At 33.2% G+C, this 13,734-nt stretch carries 13 protein-coding genes; 9 read left to right on the forward strand and 4 right to left on the reverse strand.

Features of this window, described 5'->3' with window-relative positions; translation table 11 throughout:
- Positions 1-4 precede the first annotated feature (4 nt).
- On the forward strand, positions 5-385 hold the full coding sequence (locus tag OZP08_RS04205; protein WP_268848492.1) for a TraR/DksA family transcriptional regulator: 381 nt from the start codon (positions 5-7) through the stop codon (positions 383-385).
- Between the two features lie 84 nt (positions 386-469).
- Positions 470-1,069 (forward strand): lipoprotein signal peptidase, encoded by a 600-nt coding sequence (locus OZP08_RS04210; RefSeq protein WP_268848493.1) that lies wholly within the window; start codon positions 470-472, stop codon positions 1,067-1,069.
- 62 nt (positions 1,070-1,131) lie between these two features.
- On the opposite strand, the gene OZP08_RS04215 is transcribed toward OZP08_RS04210, so the two are convergent.
- From OZP08_RS04215 to OZP08_RS04230, 4 genes are all read right to left on the reverse strand, one after another.
- Positions 1,132-1,329, reverse strand: coding sequence for a hypothetical protein (locus OZP08_RS04215; protein ID WP_268848494.1), 198 nt, complete (start codon positions 1,327-1,329; stop codon positions 1,132-1,134).
- A gap of 43 nt (positions 1,330-1,372) precedes the next feature.
- Positions 1,373-1,936, reverse strand: coding sequence for a 5-formyltetrahydrofolate cyclo-ligase (locus tag OZP08_RS04220; protein WP_268848495.1), 564 nt, complete (start codon positions 1,934-1,936; stop codon positions 1,373-1,375).
- Positions 1,905-3,167, reverse strand: coding sequence for a pyridoxal-dependent decarboxylase (locus OZP08_RS04225; RefSeq protein ID WP_281323083.1), 1,263 nt, complete (start codon positions 3,165-3,167; stop codon positions 1,905-1,907). Before OZP08_RS04225 ends, OZP08_RS04220 begins: the two co-directional genes overlap by 32 nt.
- 67 nt (positions 3,168-3,234) lie before the next feature.
- Complete coding sequence (locus tag OZP08_RS04230; protein WP_281323084.1) at positions 3,235-4,209, reverse strand: succinylglutamate desuccinylase/aspartoacylase family protein; 975 nt, start codon at positions 4,207-4,209, stop codon at positions 3,235-3,237.
- Between the two features lie 148 nt (positions 4,210-4,357).
- Here OZP08_RS04230 and uvrC point away from each other — a divergent pair, with 148 nt between their 5' ends.
- From uvrC to OZP08_RS04265, 7 genes are all read left to right on the forward strand, one after another.
- Positions 4,358-6,154, forward strand: coding sequence for an excinuclease ABC subunit UvrC (gene uvrC / locus OZP08_RS04235; protein WP_268848498.1), 1,797 nt, complete (start codon positions 4,358-4,360; stop codon positions 6,152-6,154).
- A gap of 1 nt (position 6,155) precedes the next feature.
- Positions 6,156-8,450: a patatin-like phospholipase family protein gene (locus OZP08_RS04240; protein WP_281323085.1), complete on the forward strand. Its 2,295-nt coding sequence runs from the start codon at positions 6,156-6,158 to the stop codon at positions 8,448-8,450.
- Between the two features lie 247 nt (positions 8,451-8,697).
- A complete protein-coding gene (locus tag OZP08_RS04245) occupies positions 8,698-9,855 on the forward strand; it encodes a homogentisate 1,2-dioxygenase (protein ID WP_281323086.1) in 1,158 nt (385 codons plus the stop codon).
- A 135-nt stretch (positions 9,856-9,990) separates the two neighbouring features.
- Complete coding sequence (locus OZP08_RS04250) at positions 9,991-10,353, forward strand: four helix bundle protein (protein WP_281323087.1); 363 nt, start codon at positions 9,991-9,993, stop codon at positions 10,351-10,353.
- Between the two features lie 96 nt (positions 10,354-10,449).
- Positions 10,450-11,610 (forward strand): 4-hydroxyphenylpyruvate dioxygenase, encoded by a 1,161-nt coding sequence (gene hppD, locus OZP08_RS04255; protein ID WP_268848500.1) that lies wholly within the window; start codon positions 10,450-10,452, stop codon positions 11,608-11,610.
- A gap of 413 nt (positions 11,611-12,023) precedes the next feature.
- Positions 12,024-12,797 carry a DUF3108 domain-containing protein gene (locus OZP08_RS04260; RefSeq protein WP_281323088.1) on the forward strand — a complete coding sequence of 258 codons (774 nt, stop codon included), beginning with the start codon at positions 12,024-12,026 and terminating at the stop codon, positions 12,795-12,797.
- Complete coding sequence (locus tag OZP08_RS04265) at positions 12,794-13,726, forward strand: tryptophan 2,3-dioxygenase family protein (protein WP_281323089.1); 933 nt, start codon at positions 12,794-12,796, stop codon at positions 13,724-13,726. The genes OZP08_RS04260 and OZP08_RS04265 overlap by 4 nt, the downstream gene beginning before the upstream one ends.
- Positions 13,727-13,734: the final 8 nt, after the last annotated feature.

Consider the following 13,734-nt stretch of genomic DNA (forward strand, 5'->3'; position numbering starts at 1 on the left):
TATTATGGTAGATGAAAGTGTAAGATACTCTGACGCTGATTTAGCAGAGTTCAAGGAAATTATCCAAAAGAAAATCATTAAAGCTCAAGAAGATTTAGATTTGATAAAAAGCGCTTACATGAATGATCTTAATAATGGGACGGATGATACATCACCAACATTTAAAGCATTTGAGGAAGGAAGTGAGATCATGTCAAAAGAAGCGAATTCTCAACTTGCGATTCGACAAGAAAAGTTTATTCGTGATTTAAAAAATGCGCTTTTCCGTGTTGAAAATAAAACGTACGGAATTTGTAGAGTTACTGGACAATTAATCGGAAAAGAAAGATTGAAAATTGTTCCTCACGCTACGATGAGTATTGAGGCGAAAAATTTGCAAAAATAATTTTCTTTAATATACAATTAACGCTCCTTTTGGAGCGTTTTTTTTGATTTAATTGTTACTTTTACGCCATTAAATTATCAAAAAATGTCATTATTTAAAGCATACTTTCTTATTATCCTTATATTGTTGGTCGACCAACTTTCTAAAATATATGTAAAAACAAATTTTATTTTAGGCGAAGAAGTTCACGTTTTTAATTGGTTTCAAATTCATTTTATTGAAAATGAAGGAATGGCATGGGGTACCAAAATACCAGGTACGTATGGTAAATTAATCTTAACGGTTTTTAGACTTTTTGCCGTTACAGGAATTGGGTATTGGTTATGGGATTCTGTTGAAAGAAAAAAGAGTTCCAATTATCTTATTGTAGCTATCGCTTTGATATTGGCAGGAGCATTTGGAAATATAATAGATTCTGTTTTTTATGGAGTAATTTTTGATGATAGCCACCAAAAATTAGCTACTTTATTTGCAGAGAAACCGTATGGGACATGGTTAAACGGACAAGTAGTCGATATGTTTTATTTTCCTTTCATAAAAGATTATCCTATGCCGGAATGGGTACCTTATTTTGGGGGAAGAGAGTTTACTTTCTTTAATGCAATTTTCAATGTGGCTGATATAGCAATTTCAACAGGTGTTGGGATTTTAATCGTATTCAATAAAAAAGCATTTCATAAATAATTTTTTCATCTTATTAAAATAAAAAAAAGAGGCAGTTTACTTTTAGACTGCCTCTTTTTCTTTTATTTATTATGTCCTGGAGCATAATTTTTGGCGCTTTTTTGGCCACTCATCTTTTTGGCTTGTCCAGGAGGAACTTGTTTGGTCTTTACACTCGTGTGGTTTGGTGATCCCACTCTGACACTGCAATTTGCTAATGAAAAAGCAAATAGAATAATAAGAATTTGGGTTGTAAATTTGGGGGCTTTAAATATTTTCATAATTTGATAAAAGGTAAATAAACGCGAAAATACTAATTCTAAATTAAAAAGAATAAATTCCATTCGGCGTCACACCATAATTCAGCATTACATCACTCTCAAAAACATCAGAAATGAGTTCTTCGGGTTCAAAGAAAGAAAGACCAATTTTGATGGTTTCCGGTTTGCATTCCGATAAAAATTTATCATAAAACCCTTTGCCATAACCCACCCGATGCCCCTTTTTGTCAAAAGCTAAAAGCGGTACAAAAACAACATCAATTTTTGTTGCAGGAACCTCCAAACCATCAATAGGTTCAGGAATATTGTATTCGTTTTTCTTTATTCGAGTATTGTCAGTCAAAAGAAAATGTGTCATATTTCGAGTTTCGAAATCACTTTTCGAAATCACAATTTCTTTATCCTTACCAGACAAAAGGTGTAATATAAATTCAGTGTCTACTTCTTTGTGCTCAGTGATGGGTAAGAAAACATGAAAATAGTTTTTTTCCCAAATAGGAAGTGGCAAAAGAGCATTGGCAATAGCCAAACTTTTTTCTTCAATTTCTATCTCCGAGAGTTGGGAGCGTAATGATTTATATTTCGTTCGTAATAATTTTTTCAGCATAAAGTGATTCTTTTAGATCGGTTATAAAAGTACTCAAATGATCTACTTCTACATGATCCATGATCACAATTTTATACCATGAATTATCACCATTGTGTTTTTGGGGAACCAAATCAAATTTTTTGACTAATGATTCAGTAATGAATTGCGACTGAATAGTTACAATATTCATAAATGGTTCTCTGTAATAGGCAACGTTTAAAGCGTCTAATTGATCGCATAACCACTGGGTTCTCATTTGTAAAACACGTACTTTTTCGCACCAACCAAAAGGCCCGTACGTGAATAGAATCATCCAGACCGCAACAGCATTAGATCCGGATCGGCTACCACAAAGGGTTAAATCCATTCCTTCGACATACTCAGCTTCCTTGGTCAAAACGTTTTCGATTAACCCTTTTCGGCATAGAAAAACTCCAGTACCATAAGGAGCTTGCAACATTTTGTGGGCATCGATGGTAATTGAACTGATTTTTGGGTTTTCAAAATTGAGATCACTTTCCTTGTTGCTAAAAGGATATATGAAACCACCATAAGCACCATCTACGTGTATTTTATATGGTAATTTGTGTTTTTCTAACACTTGTATGTAATCATTAGGATTATCAATGGATCCAAACATGGTGGTTCCCATATTGGATACGACAATGAAATATTTTTTCCCGCTTTCTTTAGCTTTTATAATAATAGTTTCTAATGAAAAAAAATCAATCTCACGTGTTTTAAAATCTACAGGAATTTTGAACCAATCGAGCATTAATAAATTAGATGCTTTTGGGATAGAGTAATGAGTGTCTTCTGAGGCTAAGATGGCAATTTCATGTGGTTTTGCGCTGTGCTTGTACATAAAATAATTGCGATACATCCAAATCGCCTGAATATTGGCTTCGGTTCCACCAGGAGCAATATAACCATCAAAAGAATCAGGTTCTGCTTTAAAAATATCTGCGGCGAGTACATTTAATACTTCACGCTCTATTTCTTGAGTTCCCTTAAAAGCTTTTTCGGAAGTACCAAGAGTATGGCATCCAATATGATTGGGATTGGCTACATAAGTTTGTAAAGTAGGTGCATCTGCCAAGAATGAGGCTTCATCATTATAAACTTTTCCGTCCAGTTTTGAAGCGGGATATCCTAAAGAAGTATCTAAAGTGAAATTTACATTTTCAGTTAGTGCTTCTTGAATGCGTTCTTGTCTTTCTTTTTGGGATAACTTTTTCCAATACAACATATCTCTATATTTTTATTCAAAAATACGAGCTTAGATTTTTATAAAATATGATAAATGTTAGGTTTTGCTATTCGCCTTCTTCCGCAGTATTAGAAAGGTGATAAATTGCATCCCCTTGATAAACAATAGGAGAGTGGTTGGCGTTAATGATATAGCCATCGTTTGGGGCTTTTATTTTTCGTTCAAATTTCCCGAAAGGATCAGTAATCATACCCAATACGGTTCCCTTTTTTACAAATTGCCCAACGAGATTGTGATCGATTAATAAGCCTGAACATTTAGCCCTTAACCAACCAGATTTTTCAATATAAATTGTTGGTTTTTTTTGTTTGACAACAATTTGTTTAGAGTCTAACATATCCAAATGTTCTAAAAAGCGCTTGACACCGTTTATGCCTTCCTGAGCCACTTTTTCGTTGATGTCTAATGATTTCCCACCTTCAAAAAGAAGCATTTTTACATTTAATTTTTCACATGCGCTTCTAAAAGAACCAGATATATTTTTTGAGAATAGTGTAAATGGGGCATTAAAAGCATCTGCCAGTTTTTGTGTTTCTGGGTTATTTGGTGTAAGCCTAATTTGAGGCACGTTAAATCGGCTAGCACCTCCTGCATGAAAATCGATAGCGTAATCTACAATAGGAATAATATCGGTCATGATATGGTAAGCGAAACGGCTTGCCAAAGAGCCTTTTTTGCTTCCGGGAAATACACGATTCAAATCTCTGCCATCCGGAAAATCCCTTGACTTATTGATGAATCCGTATATATTAATAATTGGAATACAAATGATAGTACCTTTTTTAGGTTTGTTTATTTTTTTACTGATGAGTTGACGAACTATTTCTATACCGTTAAACTCATCGCCATGAATCCCACCTGAAAAAAGTACCACAGGTCCTTCAATTTTAGATCTTTTTACAATAATTGGAATTGTTAGTTTGGTAGTGGTGTGTAATCGGGCAATTTCTAATTGAATGGTTTTACTTTCGCCTGGCAAAATACTTTCGCCAAATATCACCATTGGTTTTGTGTTTTTCATGTTTAAAAATAAAATCTAAATATAGAAATTATTTATTTGGTATAAAAAAAATCGTTTTGGTTTGCTTTAATGTTATTTGTAAATTTGAAAAAATGAAGTTTATAGTTTTTTTTGCTATAACCATTTAATTCTGAGAATTTTTTTAAAAATGGCCAATCCTACTTTAGCGCTTCAAATTCAAACTCTGCCCGATAGTCCTGGTGTGTATCAATATTATGACAAGGAAGGGAAGATATTATATGTGGGCAAAGCCAAGAATCTTAAAAAAAGAGTTTCTTCATACTTCAATAAAATTCATGATACGGCCAAAACGAATGTTTTGGTAAAAAAAATTGTAACCATAAAGCACATTGTTGTTCCTACGGAGACGGATGCACTTTTATTAGAAAACAATTTAATAAAAACGTTGCAGCCTAGATACAATGTGTTGTTGCGTGATGACAAAAGTTATCCTTGGATTTGTATTAAGAAAGAACCTTTTTCCCGCATTTTTGCTACTCGAAGAATGGTCAAAGATGGGTCTGAATATTTTGGTCCCTATACTAATTTTAAGACTGTTCATACGATTCTTGATCTGATAAAAGAACTGTATCCGCTCAGAACCTGTAATTATGATTTGAGTAAAAACAATATTGATAGCGGGAAATTCAAAGTGTGTTTAGAATATCATATTGGCAATTGCAAAGGACCATGTGAAGGATTGGAAACATTAGAACATTACCAGAAGCAAATTGATGCTATTCGGGAAATTCTGAAAGGAAATTTCAAGGAAAGTATGAAAGATTTCAAGCGCCTCATGACCAGTTTGGCTCAAGATATGCGTTTTGAAGAAGCACAAAAAATTAAAGAGAAGATAGAGATTCTGGAAAATTATCAATCGCGTTCTACGATTGTAAATCCAAAGATTACCAATATAGATGTCTTTTCTATTGTTTCAGATGACAGTTCAGCTTTTATTAATTTCTTGCAAATTTCGCACGGTTCTATCATTCGTTCACATACGATGGAAATCAAAAAGAAACTCGAAGAAACCGATGAAGAATTACTGGAACTGGCTATAATAGAATTGCGGGAACGTTTTCAGTTAATGTCTAAAGAGGTAATAGTGCCTTTTGAAGTAGATTTAGGGCCAACCATAAAAATCACAGTGCCACAGCTAGGCGATAAAAAGCAAATTTTAGACTTATCAATTCGAAATGCTAAGTTTTATAGAATAGAACAGCTCAAACAATTGCAAATTGTAGATCCGGATCGCCATACCAATAGAATAATGGCACAAATGAAAAATGATTTGCGACTGCCTGTAGAACCAAGACATATAGAATGTTTTGATAATTCTAATATTCAAGGAACAAATCCCGTTGCTGCTTGTGTGGTTTTTAAAGACGGAAAGCCAAGTAAGAAGGATTACAGGCATTTTAATGTAAAAACCGTAGTTGGTCCAGACGATTTTGCTTCGATGGAGGAAATAGTATATCGCCGTTACAAAAGACTATTGGATGAAAATGAACCTTTGCCAAATCTAATTATTATAGATGGAGGAAAGGGGCAATTATCATCAGCCTTAAAAAGTATAGATGCATTGGGATTGCGAGGAAAGATTGCCATTATAGGAATTGCCAAAAGACTCGAAGAATTATTCTATCCAGGAGATTCTATTCCGTTGTATTTAGACAAAAAGTCGGAAACTCTGAAAGTGATACAGCAATTACGAAATGAAGCTCACCGTTTCGGAATTACTTTTCACCGTGATAAAAGAAGCAAGGCTGCACTAAATTCATCTATAGAAAGCATTCCTGGAATTGGCGAAAAAACGATGCAGACATTAATTCAACATTTTAAAAGTGTTAAAAGATTAAAATTAGCAACAGAAAAAGAAATTTCCGACGTTATAGGTGTGTCAAAAGCAAAAAAAATTACCGACTTTTACCATAAAAATAGTTAATATGAGAATTGAGGCAAGAGCCAAAAGTCATAAGCCAAAAGTCAAAATAAACTTTGTCAATATTCAGTTGACAATTGTTGATAGCCGCCTATTTTCTATATTGATTTGTTTGTTGTTTGTTACCTTTTGTCTTTTACCTTTTACTTTACAAGCTCAGGATACAGCTCCAAAAAGACCTAAAATAGGTTTGGTATTGAGCGGAGGAGGAGCCAAAGGATTTGCTCACATAGGTGTTTTAAATGTACTCGAAGATGCCGGAGTAAAGATAGATTATATTGGAGGAACTAGTATGGGCGCAGTTATTGGTGGGCTCTATGCAACGGGTTATAATGCTAAACAAATAGACTCCATTATTAGTGTAACCAATTTTAGTAATGTACTAAACGATTATATTCCTCGATCTTCCAAGAATTTTTATGAAAAGAGAAATGATGAATTGTATGCCTTGACGCTTCCGTTCAATAAATTTAGTATTGGTGCTCCAGAGGCATTGTCAAAAGGGATGTATAATTTCAATCTATTAAGTAGATTAACGTTGCCTGTCCGACATGTTCGGGATTTTAGCGAACTACCAACTTCTTTTTTATGTGTAGGAACCAATATAGCACTTGGGGAACAAGTAGTTTTTGACAAAGGAGTTTTGGCACAAGCAATAACAGGGAGCTCTTCTTTACCATCTATATTTGCACCGGTAATGATTGATGATAACCTTATTATAGACGGGGGAGTAATCAATAATTATCCTATCGAAGAAGTTCGAAAAATGGGAGCCGATATAATAATAGGAGTCGATGTACAATCGGGATTGCTCAGTAAAGATGAACTAAGAAGTGCTTCAAAAATCTTTTTTCAAATCACTAATCTGCAAATGATTGAAAGAATGAAAGTAAATGCGAAATTTACAGAAATCTATATCAAACCTGACATAAAAAATTATGGAGTGGTTAGTTTTGATAAAGCTGCAGAAATTATAAAAAAGGGAGAAGATGCCACTTTTGCAGTATATGAAAAGATTGATCTTTTGGTGGATAAAGCAAATCCTTATTACAAAAACAGATTAAAAGTAAAGTCTGATAGTTTAACAATTGTTGATGTTAAGATTAATGAATTGAAAAATTATTCCAGAGATTATATTATTGGAAAGTTGAACTTTAAGCCAGGATCTAAAATAAGTTTTAAAAACCTAGAAACTGGAATAAATAATCTTAATGCTACCCAAAATTTTAGTGCCGTAAGCTATTATTTTGAGAAAAACGGAGAATATGATGATTTGATTCTCACATTAACCGAAAGTCCCGTAAAAACCAATTTGAAGTTTGGCTTGCATTATGATGGTTTGTATAAAAGTGCAATTTTGGCCAATGTAACCAATAAAAAGACGTTTTTAAAAAATGATTTTTTATCTGCCGATTTGGTTTTGGGAGATAATGTCCGATATTATTTTGACTACTATATTGATAATGGATTTCAATTGAGTTATGGATTTAAGTCTCAAATGAATCGATTTAATAAAAACATTCCGGTAAGTGTGATAACTTATAATGCAAGTGGAACAAATTCTATAAATATTGATTATCTAGATTTGTCCAATCAGCTTTATATTCAATCAGTATTTGCCCAAAAATTCCTTATTGGTATTGGAGCCGAATTTGAATATCTAGATATCACCTCAGAAACACTTGAGTCAGATCGGGTTATTACCAAGAGTAATTATTTTAGCCTTTTCAGTTATTTAAAATACGATTCTTACGATAATAAATATTTCCCTAAAAAGGGTTGGTACTTTTCAGGAAACCCACAATTTTATATGTTTTCTTCGGAAAGTTCAGCAAACTTCGAACCTTTTTCTATTATAAGTGCCGAAGCTGGTATTGCTAAAACAATTTTTAAGCATGCAACAATAAAACTTCAGGCAGAAGCAGGTGCCTCAATAGGAAGTAAAAGTTTGCCTTATTTTGATTTTATTTTGGGAGGTTACGGATTTAATAATACAAATAATTTCAAGTATTTTTATGGGTATGATTATCTAAGTATTGCGGCCAATAGTTATCTAGAAACGACTATAACACTTGACTATGAAATTCTCAAAAAGAATCATCTTAACTTTTCGGCAAATTATGCCAATTTAGATGATAATTTATACGATTCATTAGATTGGATTTCATGGCCAAAATATTCAGGATATGCACTGGGTTACGGATTAGAAACCGTTATTGGTCCAGTCGAAGTAAAATATTCGTGGTCCCCGGAAACCTCGAAGTCCTACCTTTGGTTCACAGTTGGATTTATATTTTAATTTGCATTTCTTTAAATAAAAATTACGATATTTGTAATTATGAAAACAAATTGGACAGGTTTATTAGAGTATCTTCAATTCATGATCAAAAGAAATCCGGAGTGATTTTCTAAGGGATAATTAGCCCTATTTATGTTGTCAAAGAATTGAATACTTTATCATGTATATCAGGTTTTGTTTTAAAAAATGAAACCATTTGACGCTACGATTTTTACGAATTGCTTATTACTATCTAATTTAAATTGTTATGCCAATATATCATAAACTAGGAAACATTCCTCCTAAAAGACACACCCAGTTTGAAAAACCAAATGGAGGGCTGTATTACGAACAACTATTTGGAACAGAGGGTTTTCATGGTCATTCTTCCTTGTCTTACCACATTCACAGACCAACTCAGGTCAAAGAAATTCTAAAATCATATTCAGTTGAGCCTAAAATCGCAATTGGGAAAAACATAAAATCATTATTGCTAAAAGGTTTTGAGTTAAAACCAGAAGATGATTTCTTGGACAGTCGCAAAGCAATGTTGGTTAATAGAGACTGTATTATAGGGCTAGCAGCACCGAGAAAATCATTAACAACTTATTTCTATAAAAATGCCGATGCCGATGAAATGATCTTCATTCATAAAGGCAAAGGAAAACTTAGAACCATGCTTGGGAATATTCCTTTTGAGTATGGAGATTATTTGATTATACCACGCGGAATCATTTATCAAATAGAGTTTGAAACCGAAGATAATCGTTTGTTTTATGTAGAATCCTATGCACCATTTTATACGCCAAAACGTTATAAAAATGAATCAGGACAACACTTAGAGCATTCACCTTTTTGCGAACGCGATTTTATTTTGCCAAACGAATTAGAATCACATGACGAAAAAGGCGATTTTGTTATCAAAATGAAAAAAGAAGGAATGATGCATGAAGTAGTTTATGCAACACATCCTTTTGATGTAGTGGGTTGGGATGGTTATAATTTCCCATACGGATTTAGTATACATGACTTCGAGCCAATTACCGGACGTGTACACCAACCACCACCAGTTCATCAAACCTTTGAGACCAGTACTTTTGTAGTTTGTTCTTTCGTGCCAAGACTATACGATTATCACCCCAAAGCCATTCCGGCACCATACAATCATAGCAATATAGATAGTGACGAAGTGTTGTATTATGTAGATGGTGATTTTATGAGCCGTAACAATATAGAACAAGGGCACATTACCTTACACCCTAAAGGAATTCCACATGGTCCCGCTCCAGGTGCTATGGAACGCAGTATAGGACATAAGGATACACAGGAATTGGCCGTAATGGTCGATACCTTCCGACCACTTATGGTAACTGAAGAAGCTATGGGTATAGACGATGGGCAATACTATAAATCTTGGGTAGAGTAATTTTTTTAATGTGATAATGTGTCAATTAGAAAATTAGATAATTAGTCAATGGGGTAATTAAAATAATTATGTAATTTTAAACCTACAATAAAATTATCTAATTGACTCATTCTCGAATTATCAAATTCTCTAAACATGACCTTTAACGAAAAGTACAAAGACAATGCACTTTTAATAAAAACCTTCAATTTCGCATTAAATATAATTGATTATACAAGTGAACTTCAGGAACAAAAGAAATTCGTAATTGCCAATCAATTATTAAAAAGCGGAACATCAATTGGAGCAAATTCAAAAGAATCACAAAATGCCGAAAGCAAAGCAGATTTTATTCATAAATTAAAAATCGCTATTAAAGAAGCAGATGAAACTGAATATTGGCTGTTCATATGTGATGCTCATAAAAGTTTTCCAAATTGTAAAGATTTATTAAATGAGTTGTCAGAAATTTTAAAAATATTAAACAAAATAATAGCAACAACAAAAATGAAAAATTAGATAATTAGCAAATATGTCTATTAAAAAAAAATATTTTAATTATCCATACTCAATTATCTCATTTTCAAATTATCTCATTTTCAAATAAAAAATACCATGGCAAAAGAAATAAAATCAGTAGAATACGGATTAGAAAAAATATTCGAAGGGGCGCAAGATTTCCTTCCGCTTTTAGGAACGGATTATGTCGAATTCTACGTAGGTAACGCAAAACAATCGGCACATTATTATAAAACAGCTTTTGGATATCAATCATTAGCCTATGCCGGATTAGAAACAGGAGTAAAAGACAGAGCTTCTTATGTATTAAAGCAAGATAAAATCAGAATCGTTTTAACCACTCCATTAACACAGGATTCTCCTCTTCACGACCATTTGAAAAAACATGGCGATGGTGTAAAAGTAGCAGCACTTTGGGTAGAAGATGCAAGGAGTGCATATGAAGAAACCATGAAGCGTGGTGCTCGCTCTTTTATGGAGCCAACTGTTGAGAAAGATGAGTTTGGAGAAGTAGTACGTTCTGGTATCTATACCTATGGAGAAACAGTTCATATTTTTGTGGAAAGAAAAAACTACAACGGTATTTTCTTGCCAGGATATAAAGAATGGAAATCAGATTACAACCCAGAACCAACAGGTCTGAAATATATTGACCACATGGTAGGAAATGTGGGTTGGAACGAAATGAACACTTGGGTGAAGTTTTACGAAGATGTAATGGGATTTGTAAATTTCCTTTCTTTTGATGATAAACAAATCAATACAGAGTATTCGGCTTTGATGAGTAAAGTAATGTCAAACGGAAACGGAAGAATCAAATTTCCAATCAATGAACCAGCCGAAGGAAAGAAAAAATCACAAATCGAGGAATATTTAGACTTCTATGGTGGACCTGGAGTGCAGCACATTGCTATTGCAACAGATGATATTATAAAAACAGTATCTCAACTAAAAGCAAGAGGAGTAGAGTTTTTGTCACCACCGCCACATACCTATTATGAAGCAATCCCAGAGAGATTAGGTGTGCATATGGATATGATGAAAGAGGATTTAGACGAAATAGAAAAACTAGCCATTATGGTAGATGCCGATGAAGATGGTTATTTATTGCAAATTTTTACTAAACCGGTTCAAGATCGTCCTACTTTGTTTTTTGAGATTATTCAAAGAATGGGAGCGAAAGGCTTTGGTGCAGGAAACTTCAAAGCGCTTTTTGAGTCTATAGAACGTGAACAGCAATTGCGAGGAACGTTATAAAATTTCATTATTTTTGCATTATCAAAAAAAATAATAGTTAATTAACTCTTAAAGTTGCAAATGTTGTGTTAAACTTGATTTTTTGCTAAAAAAACCTTGATTTATACAATACCTTTGCAGTCGCAAATTAAGAAGGGGTGGTTTCCTGCTTAGTTTCATATAAATTTACATAATTTATAGTTTTTTGGTTAGTTAATAGCATAAAAACTCAGTCATTAATTTGACTGAGTTTTTTTGTTTTGGTACATTTGATGGTATTTTAATTTTGATGAATTCTAACCAGTGCAATGAGCATGACAACAAATTTGTTGTAACCACAAATGAAGATGTGTGAAACAAGTTCAACAACTCCGAGAAATAATATTAAGTTGGAGCTAATCCCATATTCCAACAAAAAACGATATTATCTTCATATGAAAAAAATTGCAATTTTCTTATTACTGGTGGTAATCTTAGGTTTTGATACACAAAAAGAAGAAGCTTTTTCAGTTGGAGAATTTCTAAAGTATAAAGTGCATTACGGAATAATAAATGCAGGTTACGCTACAATCGAAGTAAAAGATGCTTCACTTAACGATCAATCAACTTATCATGTTATTGGCAGGGGTTATTCTACAGGAATGACAAAATTCTTTTTTAAAGTCGAAGATGTGTATGAGAGTTATATTAACAAGAACACAAGAAACCCTTATAGATTTGTTCGAAAGATAAATGAAGGCGGATATACCAAAAATCAAGAAGGATTCTTTGATCAGAAATCGAATAAAGTAACGGTAAAAGACTATAAACACAGTACCGAAAAAACATTTGATTTTTCTAAAAATACACAAGATATTTTGTCTTCATTTTATTATTTAAGAAATTACCCAAACATTAATAAAATAAAATCTGGAGAATCCGTTATTATTGACATGTTTTTTGATAATGAGACTACAAAATTTAAGTTAAAATTCATAGGAAGAGAAGATATTACAACTAAATTTGGCATTGTTTCTACAATGATTTTTAAGCCTTTAGTGCAATCTGGACGTGTGTTTAAAGAAGAGGAAAGTTTAACGATTTGGATTTCAGATGACTACAATAAAATACCTGTTAGAATAAAAGCAAGTCTTTTGGTAGGATCCCTTAAGGCAGATTTGGAAGATTACAGAGGGTTAAGAAATCCGTTTAAATTAAAATTAAAATGACAATAAAAGATACTACTGCATCAATTTTAGAAGAAATTGAACAAAAATACCAAGCTATAGGTCAAAAAACGGAAACTCATCTAGAAGGATTGCTTTGGTCAAAGCCAATAACATATTGGGATTATATTCAAACGGATGCTCTATTGAATTTACAAGTTCAAAGAACAACATTGCCTGATGAAATGGTTTTTATTATGTATCATCAAGTAAACGAATTGCTTTTTAAAATGATACTGTGGGAAATGCGTCAAATCTCACATGCAGAATCCCTAACTACTGATTTTTTTACCGAAAGATTAATGAGAGTGAGTCGTTACTTTGATATGCTTACCACATCGTTTGATATCATGGGAGACGGAATGGAAGTGGATCAGTACATGAAATTTAGAAACACACTTACTCCGGCAAGTGGTTTTCAAAGTGCACAATATAGGATGATAGAGATTGCTTCTACAGACTTAATCAATCTTATAGATTATCGTTTCCGAGCAACTATCGATAGGAATACACCTTACGAGCATGCCTTAGATCACATGTACTGGCAGGCAGCTGGGAAAGATCATCAAACGGGTGAAAAATCATATTTGCTTTTAGAATTTGAACGCAAATATAAAGCGGCATTTATAACTCAAATGCAAGAATACAATACTATAAACCTTTGGCAAAAATTCAAACAATTGCCAGAATCAGATCAAAAAAATCCAGAACTGATAAAAGCTATGCGTCATTACGACCATACCGTAAACATTACGTGGGTTATGGGGCACTTGAATGCGGCCAGAAAATATATAGATAGCGGAAAAGGTGATGGAGAGGCTACAGGAGGAAGTGATTGGAAAAAATACATGCACCCAAAATACCAAAGAAGAATTTTCTTCCCGGAATTATGGAGTGAAGATGAACTTGCCAATTGGGGTGTAGAAAAATAAAATAAATA

Origin of the sequence: Flavobacterium aestivum (genome assembly GCF_026870175.2) — a bacterium.
Classification (GTDB): domain Bacteria; phylum Bacteroidota; class Bacteroidia; order Flavobacteriales; family Flavobacteriaceae; genus Flavobacterium; species Flavobacterium aestivum.